Origin of the sequence: Microbacterium sp. NPDC089320, assembly GCF_040684875.1 — a bacterium.
Classification (GTDB): Bacteria; Actinomycetota; Actinomycetes; order Actinomycetales; family Microbacteriaceae; genus Microbacterium.
The window spans coordinates 340,603-359,612 of record NZ_JBFBGY010000001.1 but is presented as its reverse complement, the minus strand read 5'-3'; the positions used below and the strand labels follow the sequence as shown (position 1 = coordinate 359,612).

Sequence of the window (19,010 nt, the reverse complement as noted above, 5' to 3'; positions counted from 1 at the left end):
ATGCACAACCACGCGATCGAGGTCCGCCGGCTCACGAAGAGATACGGCGATCGGGTCGCCGTCGACGAGTTGTCGTTCTCCGTCCCGCACGGGTCGATCGTCGGTCTGCTCGGCCCGAACGGCGCCGGCAAGTCGACGACCCTGCGCGCGCTCGTCGGCCTGGTGAAGCCGACGAGCGGCGGCGCCTTCGTCGACGGCGTGCCGTTCTCCCGACTCGAGAACCCTGCATCCCACGTCGGCGTGCATATGGACGGCTTCGGTTTCGAAGGAGGGATCACCGCCGCGCGGCATCTCGAGATCACGCGCCTCGCGGCCGGCGCCCCGCGAGGGCGAGTCGCCGAGGTGCTCGAGGAGGTCGGGCTCGCCGCAGACGCGCGGCGTCGTGTGAAGACCTTCTCCACGGGGATGACCCAACGACTGGGCCTGGCCGCCGCGCTCATCGGATCCCCTCGCACGCTCATCCTCGACGAACCCGCGAACGGGCTCGATCCCGACGGCATCCGCTGGCTCCGGCGATATCTCCGCGGCTACGCGCAGCGCGGCGGCACGGTGCTGATCGCCAGCCACCAGCTCGCAGAACTGGAGCAGGTCGTCGACGAGGTGGTCGTGATCAAACGGCGCGCTCTCTTCGCGGGGCGGCTCGGAGACCTCGTCACGGACGACGCCGACTCGCTCGAGAGCAAGTACTTCGATCTCGTGGAAGGAGCGTCGGCATGACCAGCGTCATCCGCAGTGAGATCCTCCGAGCGTCGAGCGGGTTCTCCGTCCTGGCGGTCTATCTGGTCGCCGTGCTGATGCCCGCGTTCGTGCTGTTCTCCGACGGGTCGCGCTTCGACCTCATCGGCGTCGAGCCCGGCGCGGCCACCATCGCACTGCTGCAGCCTCTCGCGTGGTGCGCCGTCTCGGCGGCCTTCGTCGGAGCCTACGGGGTCACCCGCGAGTGCTATTACGGCTCGCTCGACAGGACTCTCACCGCGGTCGGCGTCCCGCGTGCATTCGCGGCGAAGCTCGTCGCCGGGACCCTCGTGGCGGTCGTTCTCTCGATCTGCATCTTCGTCGTCTGGACGGCGGGTGTCTCGGTCATCCTGGCCAGGAACGGCCTCGCGCTCGCGCTGACGCCGGCGGCATGGCAGATCTACTCGGGGGCGATGGCGGGGGTGCTCCTCGGGGCGCTCATCGGCGGAGCCATCGGGTGGATCACCCGGAACTACTACGTCACGGCCGCGATCGTCCTGGTCATCCCGATGGTGGTGGAACCAGCGCTGCTGCGCGCATCTCCCGAACTGGCGAGGTTCTCGCCGGGGCTGGTTCTGGCGGCGATCAGCGTTCCGGGATACCAGGGGCGTCTGCTCGAGTTCGCCCCCGCGCTCGGCGTGAGCATGGCGTGGGCCGCCGGGCTCGTGGTCGTCGCCTGGCTCGGCGCACGAAAGCGGATCGGATGATCGGTCGGGTTCTGCGAGCTCACCTCCGCGCCTTCTCGGGCGACGTCGTGCTCCTGTGGGTGGTCGTCGCCGGAGTGCTCCTGTCTCTGACGGTCGCCGCGAGCACGCCGTCGGGGATCGTCGATGCGCCGCCGGAGGTGCGGGCCTCTCTCGCGGCGCCATACGGTGCGGTGCTCGCGACCTACGGGGCGGTGCTCGCCGCCGTGTACGGCTCATTCCGCTACACCGTCGACCGACGAGACGGGGTCGTCGCGCAGCGTCTCATGTGCCTGCCCCGCGGTGCGACATTCGCCGCCAGGGCCACCGGGGCCGCCGTCGGGGGAGCAGTCGTCGCCCTTGCGGCAGCGGGCGGCGGACACACCGCGCTGAGCCTGACGTCCGGAGTCGGTCCGCTCGACTGGTCGTCGGTCGGCTCCACCCTCGTGCTCGGTGCGGGGGCGGGGCTCTGGGGGATGGGAATCGGGGTCGTGATCCAGGCCCACCTCGTCGCGCTCTTCGTCGTCCCCCTGTCGCTGAGCGGGGGAGTGCTGGTGGCGATGTTCTGGAAGCACGGCGCCGTCTACCTTCCCCTGCTCGCGACACTCGATGCACTCGGCTTCGATGTCTCCGCCGTGGGGATCACGCCCCACGAGAGTCTCGACGGTCCGGTCGCCGCCCTCGTGGCGGGCGGGTGGGTGCTCGCCGCCCTCACGGCCGGCGGGATCGCGTTCATGATGCGCGACGTGACGTAGGCGACGCATACGGCGTGCATCGGGGGTGGGCCGGTCGGATGCCGAGAACACGGTCGGCGAGTCGACGTAGGATCTCTGGGTGGCAACCCCCAAGATCGTCCTCTTCTATGTCTTCACCCCGCTCGCCGACCCCGAGGCGATCCGCGTCTGGCAGCGCGACCTCGGCGAGGCGCTGGGGCTGCGCGGTCGGCTCCTGATCTCGAAGGACGGAGTGAACGGCACGTTGGGCGGCGACCTGCTCGCGCTGAAGAAGTGGGCGCGGTCGTTCCGGTCGTACGCCCCCTTCAAGAGTGCCGACATCAAGTGGAGTGAGGGCACGGGTGTCGACTCCGACGGTCGCAGCGTCGACTTTCCGAAGCTCAGCGTCAAGGTTCGCGATGAGATCGTGTCGTTCGGAGCTCCGGGCGAGTTGCGCGTCGATGAGCAGGGCGTCGTCGGGGGAGGCACGAGGCTCACACCAGAAGAGCTCCACGCGCTGATCGGGGAGCGGGGTGACGACGTGGTCTTCTTCGACGGCCGCAATGCGCTCGAGGCGCAGATCGGCCGTTTCCGGGGAGCCGTCGTGCCCGACACCGAGACCACCCGCGACTTCGTCCAGCTGCTCGACTCGGGGCTGTACGACGACCTCAAGGGCAAGCCGGTCGTCACCTACTGCACCGGCGGCATCCGCTGCGAGGTCCTCTCGAGCCTGATGACCGCGCGCGGGTTCGGCGAGGTGTACCAGCTCGAAGGCGGCATCGTCCGCTACGGCGAGCAGTACGGCGACGACGGGCTCTGGGAGGGATCGCTCTACGTGTTCGACAAGCGCGGATCCGTCGACTTCTCGGACCATGCGGCCGTCATCGGCGAATGCGTCGGATGCGGGGTGCCGAGCAAGCGGACGGCGAACTGCCCGGATCCGTCATGCCGCACGCAGTTCGTCGTCTGCGAGTCGTGCGACTCGGTGCGCTGCGACCTCCACGCGGCCTGATTCCGTCCGTCGTGCTCGCCCATCGGTCGAGCGAACCACCTAGGTGAGCAGCGGGACGTCGGTGCGGCGGCTCGCGAAGAGCGATCGCGGAAGCAGGAAGGCGTGCACCCTCGTCCATCGATCGACGCTGCGACGCAGCTGAGCCGTCACGTCGACCAGAGCCGGGTCGAGATCTCGGGTCGCGCTCGCCCCGGCCCGCGCGTAGCTCGCCTGCTCGACAGCAGCGACGAGCACTCGCATGGCATCGGCATCGACGCGGATGTCTCTGACGAGGTCGTCGCCGCGCATGCGGGGCGTCTCGGCATCCGACAGGGGTACCCGGAGGTCCTGCATGGTCGCCCGCAGCTCGGCCCAGGCGGCGCCGGCGTCACCGGTACGCGCGCGGCTGCGACGCGTGAACCGCAGCGCGAGGCGAGCGAACGCGGGCAGCAGCAGGGCCACCAGCACCGCCGACGTCGTCAGCACGACCGGAGTGGGATCCAGCCTGCGGAGCTCTCCGGTCGCGCCGGCATTGTCGCCGGCATCCTCGCGCTCGAGTTCCGGCCCCGAGGTCTGCTCGGTGCTGGGGGCGGCCGTCGGAGCGGGGGTCGCCGCGCCGCCCGTCCCCCCGCCCGCGGTGGCCGCGGCGCTGAATGCGGTGGGAACCCCGAGCGAGGCGGTCGGCTCGAACGGCACCCAGCCGACACCGGGGAAGAGCACCTCGGGCCAGGAATGCAGCTGATCGCTCGAGACCGAGTAGACCGCCTCGTCGCCGCGGGTGGTCTCGGTGAGCACCCCCGGAAGGTATCCGACGACGATGCGCACCTCCATGTCGAGGCTCTCCGCCATGAGCGCGAAGGCACCCGCGAAGTGGATGCAGTATCCCGACCGCACCTCGAGGAACTCTGCGACCGCATCAGCCCCCGTCCCGTCGAAGCCCTCATCGACCGGGGTCTCGAGAGAGTACGCGAACTGGCTGCGGAACCACGACTGCAGCGCGATCAGTCGGTCGTAGTCGTTCGTGGCGTCCGCCGTGACCTCGGCTGCCGTGTCGCCGATCACGTCCGGCAGGTCGACCGGTTCGGCATCGGGGTCGACGATCGGCGAGGCGGCGGGAAGCGCGCGGATCTGCTCGAGCGTGGGAGACACCTCGAGCGACCGCACCGTGTAGTCGTTGCCGACCGCATCCCCGTCCCTAGAGGCGAGAGTGCGGTTCTCGGGGCTCACCCTCCAGGCGCCGGAGAGTCCCTGCACGCTGGTCGCGGGGTACGGGACGGGGAGCCACGAACTCGACATCCGGATCACCCGGATGGAGGTGTTCTGGTCGGTCGTCTCGATGTCGGCCCCCCACTCGTCGGGTCCGAACCCGTCGCTCTGCGCCTGCAGGTCGCCGCGATCGGGCTCCCACACGCGTCCGTCGAACGCTGAGAGCGTCGTGAGTCGAAGGTAGGGCGCGGTGTCAGCCGTCGTCGCGAGTGTGAGCACCTCGACCGGGTTCGGCTGACGCAGGTCGTCGCCGAGGCGCAGCGACGCATCGACGGTGACTCCCGTGCCGGTGCCGGCGAGACTGGCGGAGACGGGCACCACCGGTGCGATGATCACGGTCGCCGCGAGCGCGGCCACGCCGACCCCGGCGGCGACACCCACAGATGTCCGCCGCGGTGATTCCGGATTCTGCGCCGCCGTGTAGCGCAGCAGCACGAGGATCAGGATGCCGAGCAGCACGAACCAGACGACGTTCACTCCGCCGAGGGTGGCGATCATGGGCATGGATCCGACGACCGCCGTGAGCAGGCTGGCGAGGATCGCCCCGCGCTGAGCGACCAGCTGGTCGAGCAGGATGGCGACGACGCCGAACCCGAGTCCCATCACTGCCTGGAGTCCCGGCGACGCGGCCAGCGGAGCCGAGCCGAAGGCGATCTCCTCCCAGGCAGAGGCGGCGAGGACCTGGAAGGTGTAGAACGTCGCCTCGGTGGGGACCACGCCGAACACCGCGGTGTCGCCCGCGACGAGCAGGACGACCGTGCCCATCACCACCAGGATCTGCACGACGATCGTGACGAGGTCGCGTGCCCAGGCCGGACGGCCGCGCATCAGCGTGCGGCACGTCATGCCCGTGAGAGCCGTGACGACGATCACGGCGAGAACAGCGAACGACCAGCTGCCGGGTTCGATGACCGAGGTGAACGGCCACATGGCGACGAGCCCGGCCACCGCGGCGAGCACCGACGGCAGGACCGTGCCGACGGGGAGCTCGTGCTCGCGGTGCCACGACAGGCGGGAGCGGCGTTCAGCCGCTCGCTCAGTTCGGGACATGGGTCGCTCCCGGGTGATCCGCGGCGCCGCCGATCCGGTCGGGCAGCACATCCTCCCACGCCTCCGCGACGTCGTCGCCGAGTCGCGCGACGCGCCAGCCGTTCCGCTCCGCGGCCGCGGCGGAGTCGGCGCGCGGTGCGGTCGTGAACAGCATCGGCGCCGCCGCACCGGCAGGGCGCAGCAGAGCGGCATCCTCGTCGTCGATCTCGCCGGTGATGTAGACCAGTGGACCGGGCGGGGTGCCACCGACCAGAGTCGTGATGTCGCGGGCGCCGCCGCGAGGGGTGACCAGCGCGAGAGCGACGAGAAGGCCGTCCCGGTCGTCTTCATGGCCGCGCAGGGTGCCCAGGAGAGTTCCGCTGCTGTCGATCACATCGACGCCGTATCCCTCCTGCATGAGGTGCACGGCGACGGAGGCGCACATCGACACCGCGGCCTCGAACGCGGGGTCCGCATCGTCACCCGGACGTGCCCACCGCGCGGCGCTGCGGTCGAGGATCACGAGAGCGTCGGGGCTGGACTCATCCTCTTCCTGTCGCACCATCAGCTGTCCGCGGTGCGCGGTCGCCCGCCAGTGGATGCGACGCATCGAGTCGCCGGGGATGTACCGCCGCGGCGAGAGATTGTCGCTGCCCTGCCCGAGTCGGCTCGACGACGTGTGCGCGGTGCCGCCGGCGGCTCCGACCTTGACCGCCAGGGGCGCGAGCGTGAACACCTCGGGGACGACCGTCACGGTGCGGGTCTCACCGAAAGCCTGCTCGCGCTGCGCGAGACCGAACGGGTCGACGGTGCGCACCACGAGAGGGCCGATCGGCCAGACACCGCGGCGGACGCCGGTGATCAGATAGCTCAACTGGCCGGTCTCGGACGGGTACTCGCCCGCTGCGTCGCCGCTGACTGCGGGCGGCAGCACATCGAGCCAGAGTCCGCGCGGAACGCGCAGTGCCCTCAGTGCGAAGCGCAGCGTCACCCGAGACGTCTCCGACACGGTCAGCAGGTCGGTCGAGACCTGCCGGGTCACGGTCCCGGTGCGCCGGGGCACGCGCACCACGAGAACCGAGAAGACGGTGAGCACGAGAAGGAGCAGGCCGACGTAGAGGAGTATCGGGGCGCCGAGCATGTTCGCCGCGATCAGGCAGCCGAGACCGCACAGCAGCGCACCGGTTCCCCGGAGGGTGAGGGTTCGACGGCGAGGCATGGCGAGCGAGAGGTCAGGAGCGCGCCGTCACGGGCACCCGCACGCGCTCGACGATCTGCCGGAGAGCCGCTTCGACCGGCTGGGCCCCGGCGCGGTGTGCGCCCCGGGCCGGAAGAAGGCGGTGCGCGAGGACGGGGACGATGAGCGCCGTCACGTCGTCGGGGATCACGAAGTCGCGACCGTCGAGCGCCGCCCACACCTTCGCGGCGCGGATCAACTGCAGGGTCGCCCGGGGACTCGCCCCCAGGTGGAGGTTGGGGTCGGCGCGGGTCGCGTGTGCGAGAGCGACCGTGTACTCCTCGAGCGCCGGAGCGACGTGCACCGTCCGCGCCCAGGCGATCAGTGCCGAGATCGACGCCGCATCCGCGACGGCGCGCACCGAGGAGAGCGGGTTCACGGTGTCGCGCTGACGCAGCATGATGGCCTCGGCCGCCGCATCGGGGTACCCCATCGAGATCCGCATCATGAAGCGGTCCCGCTGTGCTTCGGGCAGCGCGTAGGTCCCCTCCATCTCGAGCGGATTCTGGGTCGCGACCACCAGGAAGGGATCGGGCAGCATGTGCGTCGACCCGTCGACCGTCACCTGCCCCTCTTCCATGGCCTCGAGGAGCGCCGACTGCGTCTTGGGCGATGAGCGGTTGATCTCGTCGGCGATCACGATGTGCGCGAAGACGGCACCGCGCTTGAACTCGAATTCGCGATCGACGGGGTTGTAGACGCTCACGCCCGTGACGTCGCCGGGGAGCAGGTCGGGGGTGAACTGGATGCGACGGACGGTCGCATCCACACTCGCGGCCAGCGCACGCGCCAGCATCGTCTTGCCCACGCCTGGGACGTCCTCGATCAGCAGGTGTCCCTCGGCGAGCAGACACACGAGCGCGCTCCGCACCGCATCCGGTTTGCCATCGATCACCCGGCCGACGGACTCGACGATGGCCGACGTCTGCGCGGCGAACTGCTCGGCATCGATGACGGCCGGAATCGTGGGCGGGTTGTCTGGCATGCGTTCCCTCTCGCGTGGGCGCTGCGGTGCGCGTGAACCGATCGTAACCCGGCTGCCTACGGTTGGGGTGAGAACCGGCATCGGGGTCAGCCCCAGACGCGTGCCCGCGGTTCGGCGGGGTCCACTCGGCCGTCGGCGCTGCGCGCGACGCGCAGCAGGGCCAGCCCCTCCAGCCCGGTCAGCTCGTGCAGCGTGCACGTGCCGATCAGCGTCTCCCAGTGGTCGCGGAAGCGTTCGGCGTCTGCGCGTCGCCGGGCGATCATACGCGGCACGGCGAGCAGGGTGCGTCCGGGCGAGAGGCGGTCGGCGAGGCGTTCGAGCGGGCGAACCCGCGGCATCCCGGCCGCGTCGATCCGCAGCAGGAATCGGGAAGTTCGCACCGGTGCGAAGAGCTCCTCGACGGCATCGGCGATCGCCCGTGAGTCGGCAGCCGAGCCGCCGACCTCGATGCGGATGCGGGAGGGATCGGCGTCGTCCGGTCGTGCGGCGATCGTGGACTCGTCGATCCGGGCGGCGCGCCCGGCATCGTGCAGCGTGCGGGCGACGGCGACCGCCGCGGCCCGATAGATCTCGGCGGGCCGGGAGCGATCGCGCAGCGACCGGGTGAGCGCACCCAGTGATGCCGCCGCCGCAGCGACGGCGCCCCCGGCGAGTGCGAGTGCCACCGCGACGACGGGAGCGAACGAGACCCCGGCGATCGCCAGCACGGCGATGAGCGCGCCGGTCGTCACCGTGCCGGCGAGGAGCCCGGCGACGGCTCCCGTGCCCGCCGTCTGTCCGGTGCGCAGCATCGGCGAGCGCGGGTCGCGGCGGATCGCCACGGTCTCCCGCTCGTGCGGGCTGTACGGCTCACCGATCCGCCACTCCTCCCTCGTCCGGCTGCGAGAAGGGACGTGCTCGCGCATGAGGGCGTCGAGGTCCTCGATGGATGTCGACGGGTCCTTGTCGAGCACGCGCGTCCATGCCTCCCGGGCGTGTGCGCTGAGCGCATGCCCCAGCCCGCTGACGATCCGTCCGTCTCCGTCGGCGCTCAGCCCCCAGAGATGCGAATGCCGACGTCGGAGACGCACCGACTCGGACGCGTCGTCGAGGTCGACGTGCGACGGGATCATGCAGACGACCGACCAGTTGTGCGCGACCTTCTCCGGCCAGGCGGGATCGAGTCTGAGGGTGCGCCCGCGCAGCTGCTGGGTGCCGGATGAGGTCGCCACGGTCGTGAGATCGACCAGGGTGTTGACCGACGGGCAGTCCCATCCTTCGCCCAGCAGCCCCCGGGTGCCGACGAGCAGTCGGATGTCCCCTCGGCGGATCAGTTCGGACACGGCTCCCACCACGCGTCCGCTCCCGACGCCGCGCGCCTGCAGGTCGCGTGTCGGGCCGACGCCGTCCGAGATGCCGATCGGCTCGCCGATCAGGTCGCCGAGCGCGGCCGCGAGGTCGACGGCATCCTCCGCACGGACGCGCAGATGCTGCGCGGTGAGCAGCACGGGGCGCAGCCCGGAGGTGACGGCGTCGACCGCGAGGAGGTCGAACGTGCGCAGGGCGCCGGCGGGCGCGTGGCCGACCAGGCCGCGGTTGTTGCCGTGCTCGACGAAATCGGTCACGACGACCGCGCGGATCCGGTCGCCGTCGGCGCCGGCGAGTTCGCGACGCAGGATCTCGACGGCGGCGTGGTCCTTGGCCGCGGAGAACGCCAGCGTGGTCTCGACGGGGTTCCGACCGCGACGGATGCCCCGGTCGGTCAGCGCATACCCGAAGTCTGCGAGCGACCGCCGCACGTGCTCCCACTGGCTCACGGCGGCGGGGTCCGAGAGCAGCCGTTCCTGGGCGAACCGCGACAGGACGGTCAGCAGGTCGTCGCTCGTGCACCGGTCGAGCAGCGCGGGCGGGATCGAGGCGGCCAGAGGATGCCGCGGTGAGACCTCGCGCAGCACGAGAGCGCACGACCGGGTGAGGGCGAAGTCCGTCGAGAAGGCCCGGTCGAGACGGGCGAGGGGTGTCTCGACGGAAGGGCCGGCAGGGTCCGGGGGCTGGAGGTGCTGCTCGAGATACGTCAGCGCGTCGGGGGTCGAGAGCACCTGCGTGATGAGGTCGTGCAGCAGGGACTCGTGCCGTCGGATGAACGCGGCCTCTGCGGGCAGGGGCTCGGTGAACAGCACGTGATCGCGATACGGCGCCAGATGCCCCTCCTTCACGACAGCGGGTGTCGGCACCTCGTAGTCCACTGCTCCGAGCAGCTGGCTGTAGTTCTCGAACTCGGTCTCGTCGTCCGGCGAGGGCAGGGTCGCGGTGAGGCCGATGAGCGTCGGCTCTGCGCCGGTCTCTCGGATGCGCGCGACGAGATACGCCACCACGATCGCCCAGTGGTCGAGCAGATGATGACACTCGTCGAGCACGACCGTGCGCACCCCCGCCGCGACGATCCGGTCGATGAGGGCGACGGCATTCGGATGCAGCACGCGAGCGAGTTCCGAGGGGCGCTGACGGGTGAAGTGCGAACGCACCCGGCGCGCACGACGGCGGATGCCGGAGCGGTGCCGGGCGGGATTGTCCACCGCCAGCTCGGCGAGCCAGGTCGCGGCCTCGGCGTCGGTGCGGCCGCTCGCCACGAGTTCATCCGTCCACAGCGCCTGGGCGAGGTCGTCGAAGGGAGAGCCGTCCCCCGTCACGCTGAGCAGCTGATAGGTGAGCGCCGTCAGGTCGGCGAGGCGCTCGGGGTCGTCCGAGACCGCCGCGGGCTGTGGCGCCAGCTCCGCCGCGGTGCGCGCCCACTGCTCGCGGATGGTCACCGTCGGCGACAGCACGAGGGTGCGGTGGCCTTCCCGAGCTGCGAGCAGCAGACCCAGCAGTGTCTTCCCGGATCCCGGTGGAGCGACGATGTGCAGCGGCTCCGCTCCGCCCGCCGCGATCCGGTCGAGGACCTCGGCCTGGTAGGTGCGCAGAGTGCCCCGAAAACGCCACGTCGCAAGGGGAGCGGTGGCGAGGGGATCCATGACCTGCCCAGTCTGTCAAAGAGCAGGGTCAGACATCGGCTAGACTTGTCGACGGCTCTCCGCGTGGCGGCATCCAGGCCAATTCCCCCAGGGCGGAAACGCAGCAAGGGTAACCGGGCTCTGCTGGGTGCGCGGAGGGTCACTTTCTTTTTGTCAGGGTCCTCCGGGCCAGTCCTGACAGGATCGTGACGTGACAAGGCCCGATGTGACCCGCACCGCCGACTCCCCGCGCTCCAGCGCTCTCGGCCGTTTCGCGGCGCCGCTGCTGCTGGTCGCCCTGATGTGGCTGGTCCAGCTCGCCGACGCGATCCTTCCCGGTTCCTTCACGGGATTCGGTCTTCGCTCCTGGGACCTCTCGGGTCTCGGGGGCATCGTCATCGGCCCTCTCCTGCACGCGGATTGGGCGCACCTCATCGGCAACACCGTGCCGCTGCTCGTGCTCGGCTCCCTCGTCGCGGTGGAGGGCGCTCGCAGGTTCTGGACCGTCACCGCCTTCGCGGCCGTCATCGGCGGCCTCGGAACCTGGCTCGTGAATGCGCCGGGGGCTCTCACCGTCGGGGCGTCAGGGCTCGTCTTCGGATACTTCGGGTACACGGTGATGCGGGTCTTCGCGCCGGGACGGGTCTCCCACCGCGTGCTCTATGCGATCGTCGCGCTGATCGTGATCGGGCTCTACGGCGGCTCGATGCTCGCCGGGGTCGTCGGCGTCCGCGAGGGCATCTCGTGGCAGGCGCATCTGTTCGGCGCGATCGGCGGCGGCCTCGCAGCGTTCGTCGGCAGAGGCCGATCCGAGACCCGCAGCGCATGAGCTCGGCGAGGAGCGCCCGCGGCTCGACTGCGCGCAGCACGACGACCCGCAAGAAGCCGGCGACCCGCAAGAAGCCAGCGACCCGCAAGAAGCCGGCGACCCGCAAGAAGCCGGCGACCCGCAAGAGGCCGGCCCGTCAGCGTCCGCCCGCGCGCCGCGCCTCGCCGCGCCGTCGAGCGCAGCGGCGGATGCGGCGTGCCACGCTGCTGCGGCGCATCGCGCTGTCGGCGGTGGCGGTCATCGCCGTCGCGCTCGCCGCAATGCTGATCCCGCTGGGACTCGCGCACGAGAAGCCGCTGGCGATCTGCATCTCCGATCCGTCCACGTTCCCCCAGGCGGGGATCGCCGGGTGGCAGGGGGAGCAGCTCGAGAACGCCGCGACCATCATGCAGACGGCGGCCGCGCTGGGATTCGGCCGTGACGGGCAGGTCCTGGGCGTGATGACGGCGATGGGCGAGAGCAGCCTGCGCAACATCGACTACGGCGACTGGGAGACGAGCGGGTTCACCAATCCCGACGGCAGCCGGACGACGAGCATCGGGCTGTTCCAGCAGCAGCACTGGTGGGGGTCGGCGGAGCAGCGCATGGATCCGGCGACCGCCGCGACGCTGTTCTACGAGCGACTGGCGAGAGTCCCCGACTGGCAGTCGATGGATCCGTCGCTCGCGATCCACCGTGTGCAGATCAACCTCGACCCCACCTATTACACGCGGTACGCCTCGGATGCCGCTGCCGTGGTGGATGCGCTCTCGGCGCCCTGCTGAGGCATTTCGCACGGCTGTCAACCCAGCGAGATCATGACCTCGTGCGCCTAGGGTGGGACTGTGGCGCAGAGCATCTACATCACCTCGGCCGAAGGCCATACCGGCAAGTCGACCATCGCCCTCGGCGTGCTCGATGCGCTCATGCGCGTCACTCCGCGGGTCGGCGTCTTCCGCCCGATCGCGCGGTCGGTGACCGAGCGCGACGACGTGCTCGAGCTGCTGCTCGCGCACGACGGGGTGCACCTCGACTACGAGGACTGCATCGGCGTGACCTATGACGATGTGCGGGACGACCCCGACCGCGCGCTGGCGACCATCGTCGCCCGATTCAAGGCGGTCGAGGCGCAGTGCGACGCCGTGGTCATCATCGGCAGCGACTACACCGACGTCGCCAGCCCCGCCGAGCTCGGGTACAACGCGCGGATCGCCGCCAACCTCGCCGCCCCCGTGCTGCTCGTGCTGAGCGGTCGCGACCAGCAGCGTCAGGCCGAGCAGCTGGGAACGACCACCGCCCGCACGCCCGCCGCGGTCGGGCAGATCGGTGCGCTCGCGCTCTCCGAGCTCGAGGTCGAGCGTGCAGAGCTGTTCGCGATCGTCGTCAACCGGGCCGACCCCGAGCACCTCTCCGACATCGAACAGGCGGTCGCGGCGGTGCGCCCGCAGAAGACCACACCGGTGTGGGCGATCCCCGAGGATCGCACGCTGGTGGCCCCCTCGATCAACGGCATCCTCGCCGCGGTCGACGGCCGTCTCGTCAAGGGCGACCGCGACCGTCTCGCGCGCGAGGCGCTGACCATCGTCGTCGCCGGCATGTCGATGGTGAACGTGCTCCCGCGGCTCACCGAGGAGTCGGTCGTGGTGATCCCGGCCGACCGCACCGAGGTGCTGCTCGCGACGCTGCTCGCCGACGCCTCAGGCACCTTCCCGCGAGTCGCCGGCATCATCCTCAACGGCCCCTTCCCGCTTCCCGAGCCGATCGTGCAGCTGCTCGACGGCTTCACCTCGACCGTGCCGATCATCGCGACCGACCTCGGCACCTACGACACCGCTGTGCGCGTGATGGGCGCGCGGGGCCGCATCTCGCCCGAGTCGCGGAGTCGCTACGACCGGGCGCTGGGGCTGTTCCAGACCCACGTCGACATCGGCGAGCTCACCACCCAGCTGGGGCTCGCCGAGTCGCGCGTCGTGACGCCGCTGATGTTCGAGTACGGCCTCATCGAGCGCGCACGCTCCGACCGGCGGCGCATCGTGCTGCCCGAGGGCGACGACGATCGCATCCTCCGCGCCGCCGCGACCCTGCTGGCGCGCGACGTCGCAGAGCTCACGATCCTCGGCGACGAATCGACGATCAGAGCGCGGGCGATCGAGCTGGGCGTCGACATCTCGGCGGCGCAGGTGCTCAGCCCCACCGATCCCGAGATGGTCGAGCGGTTCGCGACGGAGTACGCGCGGCTGCGGGCGCACAAGGGCATCACCCTGGCGCAGGCCGCTGACACCGTCACCGACGTGTCGTACTTCGGCACGATGATGGTGCACCTCGGCCTGGCCGACGGGATGGTCTCGGGCGCCGCGCACACGACAGCGCACACGATCCGCCCGTCGTTCGAGATCATCAAGACCAAGCCGGGCGTCACGGTCGTCTCGAGCGTGTTCCTCATGGCGCTCGCCGACCGGGTGCTCGTCTACGGAGATTGCGCGGTGATCCCCGATCCGACAAGCGAGCAGCTGGCCGACATCGCGATCTCGTCGGCGGCGACCGCGCAGCAGTTCGGCATCGAACCGCGCATCGCGATGCTGTCGTACTCGACGGGGGAGTCGGGGTCCGGCGCCGACGTCGACAAGGTCAGGGCCGCGACCGCACTCGTGCACGAGCGCGCACCGGAGCTGCTGGTGGAAGGGCCGATCCAGTACGACGCGGCCGCGGATGCCGCCGTGGCGAAGGCCAAGCTCCCCGACTCGGCGGTGGCCGGGCGGGCGACCGTCTTCGTCTTCCCCGACCTCAACACCGGGAACAACACCTACAAGGCCGTGCAGCGCTCGGCGGGCGCCGTGGCGATCGGCCCGGTGCTGCAGGGACTCAACAAGCCGATCAACGACCTCTCCCGCGGCGCGCTGGTCGAGGACATCGTCAACACCGTCGCGATCACGGCGATCCAGGCGCAGTCCGAAGGAGCGACCGCATGAGCGCCATCCTCGTCATCAACAGCGGCTCCTCGTCGCTCAAATACAGCCTGATCGACATCGAGAACGAGAACGAGCTCGCGACGGGTCTCATCGACCGGATCGGACAGGACCGCAGTGCCATCCGGCACACGGTGCGTCCGGATGCCGGGGGAGACGCCGTCGTCACGATGCTCGACGCCTCGTACGACTCCGAGCAGCCGGTCTCCGATCACGGTGCGGCGTTCACGGTGATGCTCGAGCAGTTCGCCGAGCACGGTCCGCTGCTCGACGAGCATCCCCCTGTCGCGGTCGGACATCGCGTGGTGCACGGTGGCGCGCGGTTCTATGCACCGACTCTCGTCACTCCGAACGTCGAGGAGCAGATCGAGGAGCTCGCGGTGCTCGCCCCGCTGCACAACCCCGCGAACCTCGCAGGAATCGTCGCGGCGAGGCAGGTGTTCTCCGGCGTCCCGCATGTCGCGGTCTTCGACACGGCATTCCACCAGACCCTTCCTCCGGCCGCCTACACTTACGCGATCGACGCCGAGCTCGCGGCGGCGCACCGGGTGCGCCGGTACGGATTCCACGGCACCAGCCACCAGTTCGTGAGCGAGTCGGCCGCCGCGTTCCTCGGACGCGACCTCGGCACGCTGCGCCAGCTCGTCTTCCACCTCGGCAACGGCGCGTCGGTGACCGCGATCGACGGCGGCCGATCGGTGGAGACCTCGATGGGGCTCACCCCTCTCGAGGGACTCGTCATGGGAACGCGATCCGGCGATCTCGATCCGGCGGCGCTCGTGCACCTCTCGCGGCGAGCGGGCTACTCGATCGATGACCTCGACGCCCTCCTGAATCAGCGCAGCGGGCTCAAAGGCCTGGCGGGACGCAGCGACATGCGGGACGTCCTCGCCGGAAGGGAAGCGGGGGATGCCGCGGCGACGCTCGCGTTCGACGTGTACGTCCACCGACTGAGGGCCTACGCGGGGTCGTACATCGCGCAGCTCGGCGGGGTCGACGTGATCTCGTTCACCGCGGGGGTCGGCGAGAACGCGGCCGCGGTGCGTGCGGAGGCGATGGCGACGCTCGGATTCGCGGGTGTCGAGATCGATCACGGGCGCAATGCCGCACGCCAGCGCGGCGTTCGACGGATCTCGACCGACGCCTCCCGAGTGGACGTGCTCGTCGTGCCCACGAACGAAGAGCTCGAGATCGCCCGGCAGACGTTCCGCCTGCTCTGACCGATCCGTCCTCGGGGGTTACCGCTCGGTGCCGAGCCGCACTACGCTTGCACAGTGGCACGGAGAGGTGCCGGAACCCTCGTCCTTCTCCTGGAGGCTGCTGTGCCCGAAGCCCTGCCCGATCCGCTCCGCGCCGACGGCGTCCTGTTCGATCTCGACGGCGTGCTGACACCGACCGCCGAGGTGCACATGCGCGCGTGGAAGGTCGTGTTCGACGACGTGTTCGAGCGCTGGGGCATCACGCCCCCGTATTCGGATGCCGACTACTTCGACTACGTCGACGGCAAGAAGCGCTATGACGGCGTGGCGAGTCTGCTGCGCAGCCGCAATGTCGAGATCCCGTGGGGCGCGGTCGACGACCCGCCCGAGGCCGAGACGATTTGCGGCATCGGCAACCGCAAGAACGCCGCGTTCGCCGAGTCCCTGCGCGGCGAGGGCATCGCCCCCTTCCCCGGCTCGCTCGCCCTCGTCGAGAAGCTCTCCGCCGCCGGCATCCCGCTCGGCGTCGTCTCGAGCTCGAAGAACGCGGAGGAGGTGCTCGCGGCCGCCGGCATCCGCTCGTTCTTCCGCGTCGTGGTCGACGGCGTCGTCGCAGAGCGCGAGAACCTCGCCTCGAAGCCCGCCGCCGACATGTTCAGCGCGGGCGCTGCGGCGCTGGGCGTCGATCCCGCCCGCAGCATCGCCGTCGAGGACGCGACCTCTGGCGCGGCCTCTGCCGCCGCCGCGGGTTTCGCCACCGTGGTGGGCGTCGACCGGGGCACCGGAGCCGACGCGCTGCGCGCCGCCGGCGCGACGGTCGTCGTCGAGGACCTCGACGCGTTCATGGATGCTGCGGCCGACGAGATCGCCGCCCCCGACTCTGCCGCCACGGCAGCCCGCTCCGACAACGAGGAGACCGCATGATCGACCGCGACCGCTTCCCCGTAGACCCCTGGCGTCTCATCGAGACGCGATACTCCGAAGACGGAGTGGCCGAGACACTGTTCGCCGTCGGCAACGGCTATCTCGGACTCCGGGGCAATCACATCGAGGGACGCGGCGCCCACGAGCACGGCACCTTCATCAACGGGCTGCACGAGACGTGGCCGATCCGGCACGCCGAGCAGGCCTACGGCTTCGCCGAGGTGGGGCAGACGATCGTCAACGCCCCCGATGCCAAGGTCATGCGCGTGTACGTCGACGACGAGCCGATCTCGTTCGACGAGGCGGACGTGCGCGAGTACCGTCGCACGCTCGACATGCGCACCGGCGTGCTCGAGCGCACCGTCGTGTGGGAGACGCCCTCGGGCAAGCGCGTGCGCATGCGCGACGAGCGCATCGTCAGCTTCGAGGAGCGCCACCTGGCCGTGCTCCGCCTCGAGGTCGTGGTCGAGAACGCCGACGCGCCGGTCACGGTCAGCTGCCAGATGATCAACCGCCAGGACGGCGCCGGCGTCTACGCGGGCACCCCCAACCAGGCCAAGGGCGGATTCGACCCGCGCAAGGCCGAGAAGATCGCCGAGCGCGTGCTCGAGCCCGGCGAGTACTGGCAGGACGGGCTCCGCTCCGCGCTGTCCTACAGCGTCGCCGCCTCGGGGATGACGGTGGCGGTGGTCGCCGACCACATCATCGAGACCGAGAACGACTACACCTCGCGCACGCTGATCGAGGCGGACATCTCGAAGAACGTGTTCCGCGTGCAGGCGAAGGCCGGGGTGCCGATCGCGATCACCAAGCTCGTCAGCTACCACACCTCCCGCGGCGTGCCGGCCCGCGAGCTGGTCGACCGCTGCCGTCGCTCCCTCGACCGCGTCGCCGTCGAGGGCGTCCAGGCGCAGTTCGATCGCCAGGCCGAGTGGCTCGCCGCATTCTGGGCTCGCAGCGACGTGCAGATCGGCGGCCAGGACGACATCCAGCAGGCGACCCGCTGGTGCCTGCTCCAGCTCGCCCAGGCATCGGCGCGCGCCGACGGCACCGGTGTGCCCGCGAAGGGCGTCTCGGGGTCGGGATACAGCGGCCACTACTTCTGGGACACCGAGATCTACGTGCTCCCGTTCCTCACCTACACCTCTCCGCAGTGGGCGCGCAACGCTCTCCGGGCGCGAGTGCTCATGCTCCCGGCGGCTCGCCGACGGGCCGCACAGCTCAACGAAGCGGGAGCACTGTTCCCGTGGCGCACGATCAACGGCGAAGAGGCCTCGGCCTACTATGCGGCCGGCACCGCGCAGTACCACATCAACGCCGACGTCAGCTTCGCGCTCGGCAAGTACGTGCGTGCGACCGGCGACGACGACTTCCTGCGTCGCGAGGGCATCGACATCGCGATCGAGACCGCGCGACTGTGGGCCACGCTCGGCTTCTGGCGCACATCGCGCCTCGTCGCCGACACGAACGACGACGACGGCATCGAGACCTTCCACATCCACGGAGTGACGGGTCCCGACGAGTACACCACCGTCGTGAACGACAACCTCTACACGAACGTCATGGCGCGCTACAACCTGCGCTACGCCGCGAGGGTCGTGCGTGAGGCGCAGGAGGCCAACGGCGAGGAGTTCGCACGGGTCGTCGAGCGCACCGGGCTCGCGGAGGGCGAGGCCGAGGGCTGGGAGCGCGCCGCGGACGCGATGTTCATCCCGTTCAGCGAACGGCTCGGCATCCACCCGCAGGACTCGCTGTTCCTCGAGCGCGAGGTCTGGGATCTGGCGCACACGCCGAAGGAGCAGCGGCCGCTGCTGCTGCACTTCCATCCGCTCGTCATCTACCGGTTCCAGGTGCTCAAGCAGGCGGACGTCGTGCTCGCGCTGTTCCTGCAGGGCAACCACTTCACGCCGGAGGAGAAGAAGGCCGACTTCGACTACTATGATCCGCTGACGACAGGCGATTCGACGCTGTCGGCCGTGGTGCAGTCGATCCTCGCCGCGGAGGTGGGCTACCAGGATCTCGCGCTGCAGTACTTCCGCCAGTCGCTGTTCGTCGACCTGCACGACCTGCACAACAACGCGGCGGACGGCGTGCACGTCGCGTCGGCCGGAGGTGTGTGGACCGCGCTGGTCTGCGGATTCGGCGGCATGCGCGACTATGCCGGCGAGCTCAGCTTCGACCCGCGGCTGCCCGCCGACTGGCCGTCGCTGTCGTACCCGCTGCAGTGGCAGGGGTCGTCTCTGCAGATCACCCTCACGACGGGCGAGCTGCGCGTGCGAGTGCTCACCGGAGACCCGGTGTCCTTCACGGTGCGTGACGTCGCCTACATCGCCACGACCGAGGAGGAGGTCGTCGTGCCGCTCGCGGATCAGGGACCCCTCATCCCCGGTCGCCCGTCGCTGCGGCAGTTCGCCGACGCGCTGCGCGAGGACGGCACGCGGCTGTCGGCATCCGTCCCGGTGATCACGACCGCGATCCCCGTAATCGAACCGACCGACTGAG

Annotated in this window: 14 protein-coding genes and 1 other RNA gene; 11 read left to right on the top strand and 4 right to left on the bottom strand. The window is 70.4% G+C overall.

Features of this window, described 5'->3' with window-relative positions; all coding sequences use genetic code 11:
* From AB0N61_RS01800 to AB0N61_RS01785, 4 genes are all read left to right on the top strand, one after another.
* Positions 1–717 (top strand): ATP-binding cassette domain-containing protein, encoded by a 717-nt coding sequence (locus AB0N61_RS01800; protein WP_167948089.1) that lies wholly within the window; start codon positions 1–3, stop codon positions 715–717.
* On the top strand, positions 714–1,442 hold the full coding sequence (locus AB0N61_RS01795) for an ABC transporter permease (protein WP_363361295.1): 729 nt from the start codon (positions 714–716) through the stop codon (positions 1,440–1,442). Before AB0N61_RS01800 ends, AB0N61_RS01795 begins: the two co-directional genes overlap by 4 nt.
* On the top strand, positions 1,439–2,173 hold the full coding sequence (locus AB0N61_RS01790) for a hypothetical protein (RefSeq protein ID WP_363361293.1): 735 nt from the start codon (positions 1,439–1,441) through the stop codon (positions 2,171–2,173). The genes AB0N61_RS01795 and AB0N61_RS01790 overlap by 4 nt, the downstream gene beginning before the upstream one ends.
* 79 nt (positions 2,174–2,252) lie before the next feature.
* A complete protein-coding gene (locus tag AB0N61_RS01785) occupies positions 2,253–3,143 on the top strand; it encodes a rhodanese-related sulfurtransferase (protein ID WP_363361292.1) in 891 nt (296 codons plus the stop codon).
* Between the two features lie 39 nt (positions 3,144–3,182).
* Here AB0N61_RS01785 and AB0N61_RS01780 read toward each other — a convergent pair whose 3' ends face one another.
* The 4 genes from AB0N61_RS01780 to AB0N61_RS01765 form a co-directional block, all read right to left on the bottom strand.
* On the bottom strand, positions 3,183–5,438 hold the full coding sequence (locus AB0N61_RS01780; RefSeq protein WP_363361290.1) for a DUF3488 and transglutaminase-like domain-containing protein: 2,256 nt from the start codon (positions 5,436–5,438) through the stop codon (positions 3,183–3,185).
* Positions 5,425–6,636, bottom strand: coding sequence for a DUF58 domain-containing protein (locus tag AB0N61_RS01775; protein ID WP_363361289.1), 1,212 nt, complete (start codon positions 6,634–6,636; stop codon positions 5,425–5,427). The genes AB0N61_RS01780 and AB0N61_RS01775 overlap by 14 nt, the downstream gene beginning before the upstream one ends.
* Before the next feature lie 13 nt (positions 6,637–6,649).
* Positions 6,650–7,639, bottom strand: a complete 990-nt coding sequence (locus AB0N61_RS01770; RefSeq protein WP_363361288.1) for a MoxR family ATPase — start codon at positions 7,637–7,639, stop codon at positions 6,650–6,652.
* An 86-nt stretch (positions 7,640–7,725) separates the two neighbouring features.
* Positions 7,726–10,632, bottom strand: coding sequence for a DEAD/DEAH box helicase family protein (locus AB0N61_RS01765; RefSeq protein WP_363361287.1), 2,907 nt, complete (start codon positions 10,630–10,632; stop codon positions 7,726–7,728).
* 50 nt (positions 10,633–10,682) lie between these two features.
* Here AB0N61_RS01765 and ffs point away from each other — a divergent pair.
* The 7 genes from ffs (at position 10,683) to AB0N61_RS01730 (ending at position 19,009) form a co-directional block, all read left to right on the top strand.
* An RNA gene (ffs, locus tag AB0N61_RS01760) (signal recognition particle sRNA small type) lies at positions 10,683–10,779 on the top strand.
* A 43-nt stretch (positions 10,780–10,822) separates the two neighbouring features.
* Positions 10,823–11,440, top strand: a complete 618-nt coding sequence (locus tag AB0N61_RS01755; protein WP_363361285.1) for a rhomboid family intramembrane serine protease — start codon at positions 10,823–10,825, stop codon at positions 11,438–11,440.
* The gene (locus AB0N61_RS01750; RefSeq protein WP_363361283.1) at positions 11,437–12,204 is read left to right on the top strand and encodes a hypothetical protein; all 768 of its coding nucleotides are present in this window, start codon (positions 11,437–11,439) and stop codon (positions 12,202–12,204) included. Before AB0N61_RS01755 ends, AB0N61_RS01750 begins: the two co-directional genes overlap by 4 nt.
* A gap of 60 nt (positions 12,205–12,264) precedes the next feature.
* Entirely contained in the window at positions 12,265–14,388 is a 2,124-nt protein-coding gene (gene pta / locus AB0N61_RS01745; RefSeq protein WP_363361282.1) for a phosphate acetyltransferase, read from the top strand.
* Positions 14,385–15,605 carry an acetate kinase gene (locus tag AB0N61_RS01740; protein WP_363361280.1) on the top strand — a complete coding sequence of 407 codons (1,221 nt, stop codon included), beginning with the start codon at positions 14,385–14,387 and terminating at the stop codon, positions 15,603–15,605. Before pta ends, AB0N61_RS01740 begins: the two co-directional genes overlap by 4 nt.
* A 102-nt stretch (positions 15,606–15,707) precedes the next feature.
* Positions 15,708–16,508: an HAD-IA family hydrolase gene (locus AB0N61_RS01735; protein ID WP_363362031.1), complete on the top strand. Its 801-nt coding sequence runs from the start codon at positions 15,708–15,710 to the stop codon at positions 16,506–16,508.
* Entirely contained in the window at positions 16,505–19,009 is a 2,505-nt protein-coding gene (locus AB0N61_RS01730; RefSeq protein ID WP_363361279.1) for a glycosyl hydrolase family 65 protein, read from the top strand. Before AB0N61_RS01735 ends, AB0N61_RS01730 begins: the two co-directional genes overlap by 4 nt.
* Position 19,010 lies beyond the last annotated feature (1 nt).

Bases quoted from the DNA above. Each gene is read 5' to 3' on its own strand.
- AB0N61_RS01800 (WP_167948089.1), top strand. From the start codon at position 1: ATGCACAACCACGCGATCGAGGTCCGCCGGCTCACGAAGAGATACGGC.
- AB0N61_RS01795 (WP_363361295.1), top strand. From the start codon at position 714: ATGACCAGCGTCATCCGCAGTGAGATCCTCCGAGCGTCGAGCGGGTTC.
- AB0N61_RS01790 (WP_363361293.1), top strand. From the start codon at position 1,439: ATGATCGGTCGGGTTCTGCGAGCTCACCTCCGCGCCTTCTCGGGCGAC.
- AB0N61_RS01780 (WP_363361290.1), bottom strand. From the start codon at position 5,438: ATGTCCCGAACTGAGCGAGCGGCTGAACGCCGCTCCCGCCTGTCGTGG.
- AB0N61_RS01775 (WP_363361289.1), bottom strand. From the start codon at position 6,636: ATGCCTCGCCGTCGAACCCTCACCCTCCGGGGAACCGGTGCGCTGCTG.
- AB0N61_RS01770 (WP_363361288.1), bottom strand. From the start codon at position 7,639: ATGCCAGACAACCCGCCCACGATTCCGGCCGTCATCGATGCCGAGCAG.
- AB0N61_RS01765 (WP_363361287.1), bottom strand. From the start codon at position 10,632: ATGGATCCCCTCGCCACCGCTCCCCTTGCGACGTGGCGTTTTCGGGGC.
- AB0N61_RS01750 (WP_363361283.1), top strand. From the start codon at position 11,437: ATGAGCTCGGCGAGGAGCGCCCGCGGCTCGACTGCGCGCAGCACGACG.
- AB0N61_RS01740 (WP_363361280.1), top strand. From the start codon at position 14,385: ATGAGCGCCATCCTCGTCATCAACAGCGGCTCCTCGTCGCTCAAATAC.
- AB0N61_RS01730 (WP_363361279.1), top strand. From the start codon at position 16,505: ATGATCGACCGCGACCGCTTCCCCGTAGACCCCTGGCGTCTCATCGAG.